Origin of the sequence: Niabella soli DSM 19437 (assembly GCF_000243115.2) — a bacterium.
Lineage (GTDB): Bacteria > Bacteroidota > Bacteroidia > Chitinophagales > Chitinophagaceae > Niabella > Niabella soli.
This window is the reverse complement of record NZ_CP007035.1, coordinates 609,965-626,389: the sequence shown is the minus strand read 5'-3', so window position 1 is coordinate 626,389 and position 16,425 is coordinate 609,965. Positions and strand designations below refer to the sequence as shown.

General features: G+C 46.1%; 13 protein-coding genes. 3 read left to right on the top strand and 10 right to left on the bottom strand.

What is annotated here, in order from left to right; all coding sequences use genetic code 11:
- From NIASO_RS02595 to NIASO_RS02575, 5 genes are all read right to left on the bottom strand, one after another.
- A complete protein-coding gene (locus tag NIASO_RS02595) occupies positions 1-1,965 on the bottom strand; it encodes an alpha-L-arabinofuranosidase C-terminal domain-containing protein (protein ID WP_008583753.1) in 1,965 nt (654 codons plus the stop codon).
- Positions 1,966-2,095: 130 nt separating this feature from the next.
- Positions 2,096-3,430 (bottom strand): glycoside hydrolase family 27 protein, encoded by a 1,335-nt coding sequence (locus NIASO_RS02590; protein ID WP_008583755.1) that lies wholly within the window; start codon positions 3,428-3,430, stop codon positions 2,096-2,098.
- A 108-nt stretch (positions 3,431-3,538) separates the two neighbouring features.
- Complete coding sequence (locus tag NIASO_RS02585) at positions 3,539-4,759, bottom strand: DUF2264 domain-containing protein (RefSeq protein WP_008583757.1); 1,221 nt, start codon at positions 4,757-4,759, stop codon at positions 3,539-3,541.
- 140 nt (positions 4,760-4,899) lie between these two features.
- On the bottom strand, positions 4,900-5,724 hold the full coding sequence (locus tag NIASO_RS02580) for a glycoside hydrolase family 16 protein (RefSeq protein WP_008583758.1): 825 nt from the start codon (positions 5,722-5,724) through the stop codon (positions 4,900-4,902).
- A gap of 138 nt (positions 5,725-5,862) precedes the next feature.
- Positions 5,863-7,581, bottom strand: coding sequence for a GH39 family glycosyl hydrolase (locus tag NIASO_RS02575; RefSeq protein ID WP_008583761.1), 1,719 nt, complete (start codon positions 7,579-7,581; stop codon positions 5,863-5,865).
- Between the two features lie 182 nt (positions 7,582-7,763).
- Here NIASO_RS02575 and NIASO_RS20485 point away from each other — a divergent pair, with 182 nt between their 5' ends.
- The gene (locus NIASO_RS20485) at positions 7,764-8,690 is read left to right on the top strand and encodes an SRPBCC family protein (protein ID WP_008583762.1); all 927 of its coding nucleotides are present in this window, start codon (positions 7,764-7,766) and stop codon (positions 8,688-8,690) included.
- 883 nt (positions 8,691-9,573) lie between these two features.
- Here NIASO_RS20485 and NIASO_RS02560 read toward each other — a convergent pair.
- Complete coding sequence (locus NIASO_RS02560; protein ID WP_008583765.1) at positions 9,574-9,933, bottom strand: transposase; 360 nt, start codon at positions 9,931-9,933, stop codon at positions 9,574-9,576.
- Between the two features lie 592 nt (positions 9,934-10,525).
- On the opposite strand from NIASO_RS02560, the gene NIASO_RS02555 reads away from it, so the two are divergent.
- Positions 10,526-11,620 carry a M4 family metallopeptidase gene (locus NIASO_RS02555; RefSeq protein WP_008583768.1) on the top strand — a complete coding sequence of 365 codons (1,095 nt, stop codon included), beginning with the start codon at positions 10,526-10,528 and terminating at the stop codon, positions 11,618-11,620.
- A gap of 19 nt (positions 11,621-11,639) precedes the next feature.
- Complete coding sequence (locus tag NIASO_RS02550; protein WP_008583769.1) at positions 11,640-11,924, top strand: hypothetical protein; 285 nt, start codon at positions 11,640-11,642, stop codon at positions 11,922-11,924.
- 96 nt (positions 11,925-12,020) lie between these two features.
- Here NIASO_RS02550 and NIASO_RS02545 read toward each other — a convergent pair whose 3' ends face one another.
- The 4 genes from NIASO_RS02545 to thrS all read right to left on the bottom strand — a co-directional run bounded on the left by NIASO_RS02545 (position 12,021) and on the right by thrS (position 16,313).
- A complete protein-coding gene (locus NIASO_RS02545) occupies positions 12,021-12,404 on the bottom strand; it encodes a hypothetical protein (RefSeq protein ID WP_008583771.1) in 384 nt (127 codons plus the stop codon).
- A gap of 129 nt (positions 12,405-12,533) precedes the next feature.
- A complete protein-coding gene (locus tag NIASO_RS02540) occupies positions 12,534-12,920 on the bottom strand; it encodes a hypothetical protein (RefSeq protein WP_008583775.1) in 387 nt (128 codons plus the stop codon).
- Positions 12,921-12,974: 54 nt separating this feature from the next.
- A complete protein-coding gene (der, locus tag NIASO_RS02535; protein ID WP_025298644.1) occupies positions 12,975-14,288 on the bottom strand; it encodes a ribosome biogenesis GTPase Der in 1,314 nt (437 codons plus the stop codon).
- A gap of 84 nt (positions 14,289-14,372) precedes the next feature.
- Positions 14,373-16,313, bottom strand: a complete 1,941-nt coding sequence (gene thrS / locus NIASO_RS02530) for a threonine--tRNA ligase (RefSeq protein ID WP_008583779.1) — start codon at positions 16,311-16,313, stop codon at positions 14,373-14,375.
- Positions 16,314-16,425: the final 112 nt, after the last annotated feature.

Genomic DNA, 16,425 nt, shown 5'->3' with positions numbered 1-16,425 from the left:
TTAATACGGGATTCTTATTATATTAAATGAATACGGGGCCAATTGCAATGCCGGTTGTTTGCCAGACAGCTCCAATTGCGTTTCTACGGGATAAACAGCCCTTGGAGTTTTTATCGAGTTGGTCCGATAAAGATCATCACTTTGTAAACGGGTAACCTTGCCGGTGATCCGCTGTTTTTTTAATCCTTCCAGCGAGAGGGCAACCGTTTGGGTCTTTGGTAGGGCATTGACCACTTTTATAACAAGCTCTTTGGCCGGTTCATCCCATACCGCCGACGCATACAAACTATCCTGGCCTGTAACGGGTTTATGATCCATTGTAAGCGGAATTATTTTTGTGCCCTTATTTAATGAAAACAGTTTTTGCACGTAATAATCCGGTGTGCCAAAAACATTCAGGTTATCTACCCAAATGAGGTCCGGCGCCCATTGCCAGCCATCCACGTGCGCAAATAAAGGCGCATAGGAAGCCATACCCACTACATCGGCATTGCGTTCCAGCCCGGTAAGGAAGGCCGCTTCAGACAAGGCTGCCAGCCAGTTATTCTTTTTTTCGGGCGCTACCTTCGGGTGCGAGGCATATTCTCCGGCGAACACTTTTGTTTGGGTGCGCGGGTACTGATCATAACGCGCCGCATTGCTGAAAAACCATTGTGGCGGGCGGTAATAGTGCTCGTCGATAAAATCTACTTTTAGTTTTCGAAGACTGTCATTCAGGTATTCAAACCGCTTGCCATCAGGATCTGTTCCCGAACTGGCGATAATCTTAAATTCCGGGTAGCGGGCTTTTATTGCCTTTTGAAAAAGTCGTAACCGCGCTAAATACTGCGGGCCCCAGTTCTCGTTGCCCACCCCCATCATTTTTAAATGAAAGGGCTGCGGATGCCCCATATCCGCCCGTATTTTTCCCCATTTTGATGTAGCCGGTCCATTGGCAAATTCAATAAGGTCGAGGGCGTCCTGGATATAGGGATCTAACTGATCTAACGGTACCAGCTCTGCTGAATTGAATTGACAGGCCATTCCGCAATTCAATATCGGTAACGGCTCGGCGCCGATATCTTCGGCCAGTTGAAAATATTCAAAAAAACCCAACCCGAAAGTTTGAAAATAATCCGGCGCTGCACGCTGCGGGAATTCGAAATTCCAGCGATTAATAATTAATTGCCGCTCTTCTACCGGGCCAATTGTTTTCTTCCATTGGTAGCGTTGCGACAGATCGAATCCCTCCACGATACAGCCTCCCGGGAAACGGATAAAGCCTGGTTTCATGTCTGCCAGTAGTTGTACCATATCGGCACGCATCCCTCCTTTCCGGCCCTTCCAGGTATCTGAAGGAAACAACGAGATCATATCGAGGTCGATTTTCCCATCGCCTTCAAAAGAGATCCGCAGCCGGCCTTTTTCTTCTGTTTGCGTAGCCACAAAGCTGACCGCTCGTTTTTTCCATACAGTACCGCTGGCGGAGAGGGTTACGGTCGTAGCACCCATTATTTTATTATCCCGATCCAATAATTCAACATAAAGCTTAATGCCCGGGGCGGCAGTGGCATACAAAAAAGAAAAGTCGTAACGTAATCCCTTTTTGATGCCCATCCCCCGGAACCCTTCATTGGTCAGCGAAAGATCTTCTTTGCTGTTATGATCCAGGGTAATCTGCAGGAAGCGTGGGTTTGCCGTATTCTTTTCTTTGCGATTGAGCACTAATACGGCACCTTCACGGAAGTTGTGTTGTTCCACTTTCCATCCCATCAGCGGTTTAAAAAACTCAAAAGACCGATTCTTCACCAGTTCCGCATAAATACCTCCGTCTGCGCCCATATTGATATCCTCAAAAAAAACACCGTACATTGTGGGTGAAACCGCCGCGCCAGGCCGGTTTACACCCACTACAAAAGTTTTGTTTTGAGCAATGGCCCCGAGCGACAATAAAAGAAAAATAAAAAAGGTTACATTTTGTTTCATATACCAGCTAAAAGCAATCTGTTTTCAATTTCGTTTCCACACAACGGTCGTGAGCAACAATTAATTGTCATAACTACAATTAATAATCAAATTTAATATATCCTTATAGATTCCCAAAAAAAATATTTGTCTATTTAATTATATAAAGACCCGAAGCGTGCGGGCGTAAACTGACGGAAAAATTACCACGGACCTTCCCCTCAAACTGCCCGGTCCATAGATTCTTTATACCCGCACCGTTTTTTATACCCAGTTCAGTGAGGTTTACGGAAATGGTCGCCGGGGCCGCGTCATCCGACAGATTGAACAATGCCAGGTACCGTTCGCCCGTCCGGGGATTGCGCGCCGTTACAGCTACCTGCCCATTCCGGGAAAATAACTGGCGGGTGCCGGTACTCTCCCGGTGCATTTTTAATACGGCTTTATTGGTCAGCAGACTTAAGGTGAACAGGTCCATACTGGGCAAATCCCCTCCAAACATCAACGGGGAGCGAAAAATGGTAAAGAAGGTCATTAAAGAATATTGTTCATCTTTTGTGAGGCGGGTTGGCCGGTCGGCGCCGCGTTCTCCCCGGATCGAGATCCTGCCCAGCGGGATCATATCACAATCGGGCCAGCCGCCGGGTTTTATATAAGGATACCATTGCGCAGCCACTTTTATCAGGTGTGTAAAATGCGGCCAGGTATCCCATACATCATCCACCATACGCCACATATTTGCATGTGTTTGCACATGAGCGGCTTTATCAATAGGTGTTTCACCGGGAGACGTGCTTAACACAATTGGTCGCCCGGCATGGTCAATGGCCTTTCGGATCAGCTCTATCTCCTCCTGGTGATACGGCCGGGAAAGATCATCTACCTTTATAAAATCCACGCCCCAGGCGGCATAGAGCTCCATTAATGAATTGTAGTACGCCTGGGCGCCCGGCCGGTTGGCCGCCACTGTATAATTATCTTTTAGCCACTGGCATTGCTCCGCAGTAGTATAGAGCTGGTCTGCTGTAACAGAGGTTCCTTTCACCGGCATTTTTTTCGCAACCGCTTCCCGGGGTATACCCCGCATGATGTGGATGCCGAATTTAAGTCCCTTTGCGTGTATAGAATCTGCCAACGCTTTAAAGCCCTTGCCATTGGCCGCTGAGGGGAACCTGTTAACTGCAGGCAGGTATCTCCCATATTGATCCAGCACATAGCGCGGATCCGTTTGATTATACCCGCCGGCTTTATCGTTTTCAACATACCAGCGGATATCAACAATAATGTATTGCCAGCCGTAGGATTTCAGGTGCGCTGCCATGTAATCGGCATTGGCCTTTACTTCCGGTTCTGTTACCGTGGGCCCGTAACAATCCCAACTATTCCATCCCATGGGTGGTGTTAACGCCCAGTTTTTAAAAGACTGCGCATAGAGCTGGTGCGACAAACAAAGCAGTACAACAATCCATTTATAAATCCGGCACATCGTTGGCAAATTTAGATGATCGATCAAGCAATATTTTAATTGTAATTTGTACAATTATTTATCGAATATACACAATTTTACTGCGAAATCAGCCCCCTCTGTTTTACATTATTTCAAATCAACTGCATGATCCCCGTGAAAATCCTGTCCGTTCCATATAGCTTTTGAAGACCAGGGTTTCGGCGCATCTTTCCAGAACGGTGCACTGGCCGGAAGCCCCAACGGGAGAAACACTTCTGTGCACAGGTACAGGCTGCCCTGGTTGTTGTAGCTGTCTGCCAATCCGTATTGTTTCCCGTTGAGTCCAATGACCATCCATCCGTTTTTGTCATAGGTGCCGGCCGGCGCCAATGTTTTTTGGATAACGGCATATAAAGCTTCCCGTACCTGTGCCGGGGCTATGGAGCGGGGCAATTGCTCTTTATAACTCATATTAGCCAAATGATGAAATACGCCGGAGCGGTATACAATAGAACGCCCGTAGGCTGGGAAACTTCCATCCGCATTGATCGAGCGCTCCTGGATCTCAGCATAGCGGTCGTTTATTTTAGCAAGCCGTTCCTGTTCTGCTTTATAACGCCCCGTTTTCTCATTAGCGATAGCAATGATCTCTTTCAGGTAAGGCTGGATCACATAACTGTTATAATAGTCGTTATGAAAATGATCGCCATCGCTAAACATCCCATCGCCCACATACCATTGATACATAAAAGTGCGCACGCCGTATTCAATGGTCATGGGATTATAATCGTATCCATATTTCAGGAAGAAGGCTTCAATCATTCCCGAAAACAGGATCCAATTATTATAACCGGGAACGGTGTTGCGGGTTTGTTTCAGGCAACTAACCACATTTTTTTTGGTTGATTCATCCAAGTGCTGCCAGATCCAGGGAGCCCGTATTAATCCTAAGGCGAAAAAAGAAGCGTCCACCAATGGCTGCCCGCCTTTCCATAATACATAATCTGCCTGTGTACTGTCGGTTGCATTTTTTATTGCCACCAGCACCCATTGGCGGTATTGATCGCGCAGGCGCACTTCTTCTTTTGCACCGCCTTCCCCGTTCAGCCAGGGTCCTATGCCGCTTAAGGCACGTCCGAGGGCCTCGAGGTATTGTGCCTTAATTCTTTCTTTGGGATTGTCGCTGACCGGTGATATATCTTTCGGCATATTGCTGTGCAGGGTGTTCCGGGAAAGGTTTTCAAATACCGGCCGTACGATCTTATCCAGCCTTGATACCCATTGTGCCCGTCCGTTATCGCTTTGCGGCTGGCTATACGAATGGTTCAGCACAAATACGAAAACAATGAAGCAAACTATTCTTTTCATTTTTTATTTTTAGTTCTTTTTTACCTATTGATGGTGTTATTGCAAAGCGCCTTTATGCATGGTGCATATTATAAATATCCGGTAAATAAACGATCGGATTCCGCACCGCAATCAGAAGCATTCCGGCGGTTAAGATAGGATTATTTTTTTTGATACACCCGCACATAATCTACCAGGTACCGGCGGGGGAACCGCGTCCCTGAAGGATCACCGCCATTGTCACCGCCGATGGCAAGATTTAGTAAAATATAATGCGGCTGTTTAAAAGGATTGAAACCATCCGGGTTCGTCAATGCATCCAGTTGCACCTGGCCCAGCAACTTATCGTCCACATATAATTTGATAGCTGTTTCATCCCAGTCCATCCGCCAGATATGGAACCGGTTGCTCCAGTTTTTATCCGCAAAAGAAGCCAACGGTTTCTTTACAGAAAACCATTTTGCCTTATAACGTTCGCCGGTGCCGCACGCAATATTCGCCAGCAGCATTCCCCGGTAATATTCCATAATATCGATCTCCCCGTTAGAGGGCCACTCTTTTTTAATACCGAGTGTCCAAAATGCCGGCCAGAGCCCATCTGCCGTTGTAATTTTTGCGCGCATTACAAACCGGCCATATTTCCAGCTTTGGGTATTACGGGTATTAAGGCTTGCCGACGTATAATCTATTGTGCTCCGGCGCTTGCGCCAATCGCTGCTTCCTGCCTGATATAGTGGATTCGGCCGCCGTTCCCTCCGGGCTTCGATGATAAGATACCCTTTGTGGCACCAGGCGTTTTGCGGCTGGTACCATTGTAATTCATTATTTCTTTCAAAGCCGTTTTCAAAGCGCCAGGCCGTGGTATCCGGTGCGCCATTTTTATTGAATTCATCGGCCCAAACGAGGCTATAGCCGGCCGGCTGACCATATAACATTCCTGGAAACAAACCCAGGACCCCGATAAAAAAAGATATAGATTTTTGCATTTTTTTATTTATAAGAGACTACTATGTTTTTCATGCCCGGGCCGGAAAGGATTTAACATTCAATTTCACTTTCGTTATTGTTAATGGATAAAATTATGTTCAAATTTCAATTATTCTCTACCCCCTCATATTATTTTCCTACCAGGCGAACCTGAGAAGCGCTACTCCCTGCCGCGGAAGCTGAAAGACAACCGCGGTCTGCCCATTGGTTACCCGAACGGAGCGCCCGGGGCTCAATAACTGCAAGCCGGCCGAACGCTTAAGCGTTGCAATTTGCGCCTGTGATGGATGTTGCGGCGCTCCTATTTTCTTCCATACTTCGTAAGCGTTGCTATGGGTGTCATCAATCTGATATTGTTGCAGTCGCACGCCCTTTGCAGGCAGCCCCTTAACTTTCACCGTTACAGTTGCTGCAGGCGTCCGGATATCATCGTCATGATAATTCCATACTAACACCGTTGCTTCACGTTCACTACTGCAGGCCAGCGCATCAATATCGGTGTAAGTCTTTCTGAAACTGGAATCGATAGCCGTTCTTAAACTATAGGAATGATCTGAACTAACGGCAACCCGTGCCCCCTTCATCATTCCAAACATCCGGAATACATTTAATACGGGTTTATCCACTCCATTGGTGGCAAGGTCCCGGAATCCCCAGAACCAGGGCTGCTCCTCAAACTCGAATGCCCAGGAAACCGCCCCTTTAAAATTAATTTTATACAGATCCGCCAGCAGGTATTCCCGCGCAAAGGAAGCTGCGGTGTAGCTTGAATACATAGTGCCGTTCCGGTAGGCGTTCTCGGGGTTCGTATGCATACCGCAGGCAGCGCAGCCCTCCGGGTCAGACTCTCCTATTATAACCGGCAGGCCCCTTAATTGTGGGTAAGCCGCAACAAATTTGAATCCCGCTTCAATATCCCGCAACTGGGTGCCCATGTTCATCCGCACATGTCCATCCACCAGCTTTGGCGCTCCTTTTGCGTGAAACAGAATAGCATCAACAGGTGTGCCCGTTTTTCCTGTTGCATAATTTGTTTCGTAAAGGCAATGTTTAACAAAAGCCTGCAACCATTTTTGCGCGTTGGCACTGGCTGTTCCCGCAATATCTATCCCTCCAATTTTGGCTTCAGGCAACGCCCGTTTCACCGCCGCAACAGTATAATCATACAATTTAAAATACTCTTCCATTGTTCCCTTCCAGTAACCATTGGGTTCGTTCCATACTTCCCAATACCAGGAGGCCACCTCTTTTGCACCGTAACGGGCAACACAATGTTTAACCCACTCGTACACCAGTTGCTCCCATTTATTGTAATCCTTCGGGGGATAGGCCCAGCCGGTCATGATGTCTTCATAAGGATCTCCGGGTTTCCAATGATGCCGGTAAGGTTCGGGGTGTATTGACAAGGCCTCCGGCATAAAACCAATTTGCGCAAGCGGCCTCATTCCTCTTTTTATATAGGTATCAAAAATGCTGTCAATGATCGCCCAGTGATAAACCGGGTTGCCCCGCGCATCTTCGGTATAAGCATTCGTTGATCCCCATTTTAATGCAGCAGTTCCGTCTCCTGTCACCAGCAAACTATGACACCGCACATAGACCGGCACAGGCGACAAAGCCGCCAGTTCGGAGAGTAGTTGCTTCCCATCTTTCATATAGGTGTAATTGGGTTCATCATAGCCAAACCAGGCCCATACCGGTCGCATTGGCCCAATGACTTCTTTAAGCGCTACACTTATAGAAGCCTTATCCGGGTTAGCGACCGGCTGCGCCTCAAGCAAAACACTTCCCATCGCACAACAAAAAAAACAAACACTAAAAAACAATTTAGTACGCAAGTCCCATCGTTTGTTCATAACAGCGGTATTATATCAGCCAATATACTTCTTTAAATGCAGATATACCGGTATTTATATTGTCTAAATTGCCCAGATAGAAAGTCCATTTCACACCGGCACATCATTTGCAGCTATTGGTAATTTTGAATCTGAAGACAGCCAATAACAGGCGCATTTGTTTTTAATAAAAATATAGATTTATGAAAAAAGAAGATTTCACAACAACCATCCTCGTTGACGCCACCCCTCAAAAGGTTTTTGATGCTATTAATAATGTGCGGGGCTGGTGGTCCGAAAACATCGACGGCGATACCGATAAGCTTAACAGCACATTCTTATATCATTACCAGGATGTACATCGCGCAAAAATAAAAATCATTGAATCGGTGCCCGGTAAAAAAGTGGTTTGGCAGGTGCTGGATAACTATTTTAAATTTACCACCGATAAAACGGAATGGAAAAACACGCATATTCAGTTTGAAATTTTTGAAAAAGAGGGTAAGACCGGCATAAGGTTTACACACATCGGACTCGTACCCGAATACGAGTGTTTTAAAGTGTGCCATGACGCCTGGACGCATTACATACAAGATAGCTTAAAGGAACTTATTGAAACGGGCAAAGGCCGGCCCACGCCTCAAGAGGCCGTTGCAGCATCCGTTCTCACTTCCTCGCTAAATGATCTCAACGCAGCAACCACCAAAAGTATTTGTCACCGGCTGCTTATTGAAGCGCCGGCGGAAAAAGTATATGAAGCGCTTACAACAGAAAAAGGCCTTGCAGGATGGTGGACACCTGATACAAAAGCAAAACCTGAGGTGGGAAGTATTGCGCGATTTGCCTTTGGCCCCGACTATTTTAAAGAGATGAAAATAGAAACGCTCGAGCCTTATAGCAAAGTTCAGTGGCGCTGTTTAAAAGCCTTCGAAGATTGGGTGGGTACCACACTTACCTTTGAATTAGAACCTCATAAAAAAGGAACCGTGCTGTTCTTTCATCATGACGGGTGGAAAGCATATACGCCGGAATTCGCTTCCTGCACCCATGACTGGGGGCTTTTCTTCCGGAGCCTGAAGTTTCTTTGCGAAACCGGCAAGGGATTTCCTTACCCTGATTTTAATAAATAAGGAGGGTATTTTCGCTCGCCTGTACGACAAATACAAAGTGAAGATAAATCTGAAAAAAGGCATTAGCCATATCTGTAAGATTTACGCGGCTCCAGAGGAGCCGTGATACTAATGTAGCATTTTTCCTATAAACACGCAGCGCCTGACGGCGCGATCATAGCGCCAATAATTTTAATGCGGATACCATTGCTCCGTCGGGAACATCGTGTTTATAACATAATTTAACATAGGCAGAATGGCGCCAGCAAAGCCAGAATATACGTTCATCATTTTTCGATAAACAGGTTGTAACCAACAGCCCGATCATTGATACCCAAGTCGGCAATTTCAACACAGGCACCCTTGCACCGTCGGGAACATTGTGTTTATAACATAATTTAGCATAGGCAGAATGGCGCCGGCAAAGCCGGAATATACATTCAGCATTTTTCGATAAACAGGTTGTAACCAACAGCCCGATCATTGATACCAGAGTCTCCAATTTCAACACGGACACCCTTGCACCGTCGGGAACATTGTGTTTATAACATAATTTAACATAGGCAGAATGGCGCCGGCAAAGCCGGAATATACGCTCAGTATTTTTCGATAAACAGGTTGTAACCAACAGCCCGATCATTGATACCCAAGTCGGCAATTTCAACACAGGCACCCTTGCACCGTCGGGAACATTGTGTTTATAACATAATTTAACATAGGCAGAATGGCGCCAGCAAAGCCGGAATATACATTCAGCATTTTTCGATAAACAGGTTGTAACCAACAGCCCGATCATTGATACCCAAGTCGGCAATTTCAACACGGATACCATTGCTCCGTTAGGAGCATCGTGTTTATAGCACAAATTAGCATGGAGGATCGGGCTCCGTAGGACGCCCCGTGTCTATTCATTCCAGTTAAATAAATAACGTTCCTCAAACGGGATAGCGAACTTTTCTAAAACCTCAAGGTACTCTTCTCTGAAAGTTTTTCTTTGATGATGTTGTTCCTGGTTCAGCACATACTTGCAAACAGCATCAATCTGCGAGTGCCCGTAGGAGAACACACCATACCCTTCCTGCCAGTTAAAGGCGCTCCGTATCCATTTCTTATTTCGGATGAATTCATTGCTTTGTACTTTAATTTCCCTCACAAAATCGGATATTAAGACGGAAGGCTTAAAACCAACAAACAAATGAATATGGTCCGGCATACAGTGAACAGCGAGCATTTTGGCCTTTCGGGCCTGTACAAGCGCAGTCATATATTTATGTAGCTACTCTTTATGCCGTGGAGGAATCAGATTCAGTCTTCCCTGAACTGCAAATACAAATTGAAGATAGATTTGTGAAAAGGTGTTAGCCATATGTCTAAAGTTTACGCGACTCCGCTGGAGCCGGAATACTAATGTAATACTTTTTCTAAAAACACATAGCGCCAGACGGCGCGATCATAGATACCAGAGTCGATAATTTCAACGCAAATACCATCGCTAGGAGCATCGTGTTTATAACAAGGTTGAACATGGTTAGATTGGCTCCGGCCGCGTGTTTATTCAGCCTATTCAAACAGGTAACCTGCGCAAAATGAAACAATCATTTTTTAAAAATTCAGGATACTTTACCCGGCAAGAGTCTTCCTGTTATCAGCTACTCTTTTCAATACCATTCTCTTATCAGGCCAGCCCCCCGTTGGTGTGCTAAGATTAAGGATATTTTACCGCAGGCATTTATATCTTGGTATTATTTTTGGCCCTGAAAAGGGGAAGTCATTTCTTTAAAAGCCCGTTTCCGGGCCTATACCCGTACCATTAAACCTCAATTATTTTTTTACAAATTTTGTAAATCCACGTTACTATGTGTCAGTCCAAACAGCATTTCCATTCAGAACATTGTATTATACCGCCTTATATGCGGGTGAAGTTAATGGAGGCATACGATGAAGGCAAAGAAGCAACAACATTTGCTGCACAGGCAAATCAATTTACGATTGATGAAACGCTAAGAGGCAGAAGGATCGCTTTTTCCAAACTGAGCAACAAGGCGCGGATGGCGATCGCAAAGAAAGGTTTTCGCAAAAAACAAGCCGCCACGAGGCCCTACCGGGAAGTGTACACTTCAAGCAACCAGGAGCGCCTTCCGGGCAAGTTGGTCCGCAAAGAAGGAGCAGCCAGCTCAACGGATCAGGACGTTAACAGGGCTTATGACGGCGCCGGCTATACCTGGACTTTTTATTTTTCCCATTTCGGGAGGAATTCCATTGATAACGAAGGAATGAAACTGATCCAGTCCGTTCACTATGGCAAAAGCTATCAGAATGCTTTTTGGGACGGGAAACAAATGGTATATGGAGACGGAGACGGGAAGATCTTTGCTTCGTTCACATCCGATATTGATGTCATCGGGCATGAGTTGACCCACGGCGTACAACAATACGAAACCAACCTGGAGTACAGGGATCAGAGCGGTGCACTGAATGAATCGCTTGCGGATGTATTTGGGATCATGATAAAGCAATATGCATTAAAGCAGGATGCCAAAACCTCCGACTGGCTGATAGGGGAAAATACGCTGATAGGCGAGCAATATGCCATCCGGTCAATGAAGGCTCCGGGCGAAGCTTACAGGAATCACCCCCAGTTGGGCAGCGATCCGCAGCCGGCCCATATGAAGGATTATACAGACGATCCAATGGACAATGGCGGCGTACACCTCAATTCAGGCATCCCTAACCACGCTTTTTATCTGGCAGCCTATAATGTGGGCGGATACGCCTGGGAGAAGGTGGGTATGGTCTGGTATAAGGCAATGACCAATAAAGAACTGGTTCCTCCTAATGCTACCTTTGAGCAATTTAAAGAAGCTACCATCAATACATCCGGGATTCTTTTTGGTAAGGATAACAGTGTTACCAAAGAGATCGCTGATGCCTGGAAAAATGTGGGCGTTTAGTAACCCCTTGTAATGCATTATGAAATTGAAATTAATACAGGCAGGTGGTTTTGCAGGAAAGCCCATGACAGCCGAGGATGATCTGTCAAAGTATCCGGCAACTTTAATCCAGTTTGTTAAAACCGCTTTTTCAAACATGGATAAGGCCGCCAATCGGTCCTCGCCTGCTAAACCGGTACCGTACCCCGACTCATTCCGGTACTTTGTTGAATTTGATAATAAGCAGCTTCCCCTGGAGGTATTGGAAAATAATATTGAATTTACGCGACTGATCAGTAAACTCAAAGCCCAATTGCATTACTGATTCTTTGTGAATGAACCTCCGGCAGCAAATCTGCTGGCGCCGCTACATCCATTCGGATAAATCCTTTTTGGCTATCAATAACTCAAACAAAATGTTTTATTCTCCCTCGATCGTTTTTTTAGCCTCATTAACCGTTTTATGAACAGCATCGGATGTTTTTTGGATACCATCAGCAATCCCTTTGGCACTTTTAGATCCCGCTTCGGTTATCTTCTTTGCTTTATCAAGACCGCGTTGTACCGTATTCAATCCTTCTTTCATTTCACGGGTGACCGCTTCCACCCCAACAGAGCCGGTATCCGCAACAACGTCCTTCACCACACTCCGTTCACGGTTAACACTGTCCGCAATATGTACTTTCCACATAGAATCAGCGCGCTGCGCATCCACATCGCCTTGTCGCGCGCCGGTATCCGTTCCCGTACAGGAACCCAGTATCAAAAGTGCTATAATAGCAGCGGGGAATAAAAAAGTTTTCATAAAACCTCAATTAAAGAATTACGGAATGCGTTTTATTACTATCAACACCCTGGCGGATCAAAATCTGTTCCAAAAGAAAACATCCAGCCATAATATGCCGGATGCCAAACAGAAAATAAAAAAATAACCTTATTTTTTTAATGCATCTTTACCCGCTTCATAACCCGCCTTAGCCGCATTACCTACTTTTTTTGCACCATCTTTTACCGCATCAATCCCCTGGGTTGCTTTTTCTTTTGCTTTGTCTCCTAATGCTTCCGATCCTTCTTTTACTTTGTGTGCCGCATCTTTAAGATCGGCTTTTATTGAATCGCCAAGGCTACGGAGCGAACTATCTGCCCCTTTCCCTGCTGCAGTAACGCTATCCGATGCAGCTTTTGCAGTACTGTCCGTTAGCTTACTTAACGAGTCTGAAGTCAGCGAATCCTTATCTGTTTTTGCCCCCCCGGAGCTTAACCCGCACGAGGTCGAAAACAAGAGCATCCCCAATGCTGAAATTCCAATTATTTTCTTCATATAAAGTCTTTATTTATAATGCATCAATACAGATAAAGTAACCCCAGCCAGTCGTTATTTTTTTCTAAAAAAGAGCCTCATGGACACGCCGCTAAAATTAAAGTTTTTCCGAAGCTGATTTTCAAGATAATTCCGGTAAGGCGTCTTAATATCGTCAGGAAAATTACAGAAAAAAGCAAAGGAAGGAACGGCTGTTGGCAACTGTGTTACAAACTTGATCTTTACTGCATGCCCTCTTACAACCGGCGCGTGATGAGTGGCCACCGCCTTCAGCATTACCTCATTCAGCTTGCTGGTGGGAATTCGACGCTGACGGTTCTCATATACTTCCAGCGCCAGCTCAATGGCTTTAAAGATCCTGGTTTTTTCCGTCGCGGAAATAAATAATACCGGCACATCGCTAAAGGGCGCCAGGCGTTTCTTTAGCTGATCTTCATATTCTTTGGCCGTATTGGTTTGTTTATTTTTTACCAGGTCCCATTTGTTCACCAGCAATACAATACCCTTGCCTTTTTTTGCAGCCAGGCTGAAGATGTTCAGGTCCTGCGCCGTAATGCCTTTTTCTGCATCTAACAATAGCAAACAGACATCCGCCTCATCCATTGCTTTAATAGCGCGGATCACAGAATAGAACTCCAGATCCTCATGCACCTTGGCTTTCCGCCGGATGCCCGCGGTATCGATCAACACAAATTCTTTCTGAAATAAATTATAATGCGTATGAATGGTATCACGTGTGGTGCCGGCAATATCGCTTACAATGCTACGCTCTTCGCCGATCAATGCATTCAGCAATGAGGACTTTCCCACATTGGGCTGACCGATAATTGCAAACTTGGGAAGCCCTGCAATATGCTCGTCGATATTAACGTCTTCGGTCATCAGTTCCGTCACCGCATCCAGCAATTCCCCCGTACCACTTCCGCTGGCTGACGCGATGAAAAACACCTGGTCAAACCCCATGCTGTAAAACTCGGAAGCTTCCAGCAGGCGTTCATTATTATCTACCTTGTTTACCACCAGGAAAACAGGTTTGGTGCTCCGGCGCAGCACGCGCGCCATCGAATCATCCAGGTCTGTAATGCCCGTTGCCGCATCCACCATAAAAAGGATCACGCTGGCTTCTTCAACCGCCACCAATACTTGTTTGGCGATCTCCTTCTCAAAAATATCATCACTGCCGTGCACAAACCCGCCGGTATCGATCACGTTAAAGGTTTTGCCGTTCCATTCACTGATGCCGTATTGGCGGTCGCGCGTAACGCCGCTCACATCATCCACAATGGCTTTCTTCTGCTCCAGCAAACGATTAAAGAGCGTGCTCTTTCCCACATTGGGCCTTCCTACTATGGCTACGGTAAAATTCATTTTTTTATTTTATATCATCGCGGGGCGAAAAAATTTTCGCCCGTAATATTGAAACGAATTGTAGGTGCGAAAAATATTTCGCCCTTACAGTTGGTCTGCCCTGTTTTCAATTTCATTTTTAACGCCTGCAATAAACTCCTCGATGGTTTTGATGCCTGCGTCTCCTTTGCCCTGGCGGCGGATGGCCACACGCCGGTCGTTCACTTCTTTTTCACCGATCACCAGCATATAAGGCACTTTCATTAATTCCGTATCGCGGATTTTCTTACCAATTTTTTCATTGCGCTCATCGATCTCCACGCGGATACCCGCTTTACGTAAGGCCTTATACACTTCCTTTGTATAATCGAAAAATTTATCACTGATGGGCAGCAGCTTCACCTGCACCGGCGCCAGCCATACCGGGAACTTCCCTGCATAATGTTCCAGCAAAAATCCGATAAAACGCTCGTGGGTTCCCAAAGGCGCCCGGTGAATGATCAGCGGCACATCATGGCCGTTATCGGCTGTAGTAAATTCAAGCTTAAACCGCCGTCCCTGTGCAAAATCCACCTGGTTAGTGGCCAGTGTAAATTCACGCCCAATGGCGCTCCAGATCTGCACATCGATCTTGGGTCCGTAAAACGCCCCCTCTCCTTTTACTTCCACAAAAGGAATATTGGATTCTACCAATACCTTACGTACCAACGCTTCGGTTTCTAACCAAAGCTCGGGCTCGTTAATATATTTCTGGCCCAGTTTTTCAGGATCGTGCAGCGATAACCGCATCACGTAACGGTCAATACCAAATATTTTGAAATACTTCAGGTACATATCGTTTACCGCGCGGAACTCCTGTGCAAATTGCTCTTTGGTGCAATAAATATGCGCATCGTTCATATGCAGGCAGCGCACCCGCATCAAACCGAACAGTTCACCGCTCTGCTCATAACGATAACAGGTACCATATTCCGCCAGGCGCAACGGAAGGTCCTTATAGCTCTTCGGCTCCGCCGCAAATATTTTATGATGGTGCGGACAGTTCATCGCCTTCAGGTAATATTTTTGTCCGTCCACGATCATCGGCGGGTACATGCTATCTTCATAGTACGGCAGGTGCCCGCTGGTTAAATACATGCTTTCTTTTGCAATATGCGGGGTCACCACTCTTTTATAGTCCGCGTCTTCTTCCGTTTCTTTTGCCAGTCTTTCCAGCTCTTCAATAACAACGGTTCCGTTGGGCAACCACAAAGGCAGGCCCTGGCCCACATCATCATCCATAGTGAAAATGCCCAGCTCTTTGCCTAATTTCCGGTGATCGCGTTTCTTCGCTTCTTCCAGCATTTGCAGGTATTCATCCAGCTCTTTCTGACTGGGAAAACTGATCCCATACACGCGGGTCAGCATTTTATTCTTTTCATCGCCCTTCCAGTAAGCGCCTGCCACGCTGGTCAGCTTAATCGCTTTCAGAATGCCGGTAGCCGGGATGTGTGGTCCGCGGCACAGATCGGTAAACGCACCTTGTGTATAAAAAGTGATATTACCGTCTTCCAGGTTGCTAAGCAGGTCCAGCTTGTATTCATCGCCTTTTTCTGTAAAATATTGAATGGCTTCTGCTTTCGGCACTTCTTTACGTACATAAGGATTATTCTGCTTCGCCAGTTCATTCATTTTCTTTTCAAGGGCGCTCAGGTCCTCTTCAGACAATTTGCGATCACCCAGGTCCATATCATAATAAAAGCCGCCGGTCTCCAGCGGGGGACCTACCCAAAATTTTACGCCGGGAAAACCCGCTTCTACCGCTTCTGCCATCAGGTGCGCGGTAGAATGCCAGAAGGCTTTTTTCCCATCCGCATCATTCCAGGTTAGTAAAACCACAGTGCTATCCTCATGGATGGGGCGCGTTGCATCCCAGGTTTCACCGTTAACGGTTGCAGCAATCACTTTTCTTGCCAATCCTTCAGAAATCGATTTGGCGATCTCCAACGCAGTTATCCCGCTATCATATGTACGCTTAGCTCCATCCGGGAAGGTTATAGTAATCATATTCATTAAAATTCAATAAAATAAGGTTGCAAAATTAGCAAACTATCCCCAGTACACAAAACGCATAAATGAGCATTTTAATCCTGGGACCCAAGGGGGTATTCTTGCCCGT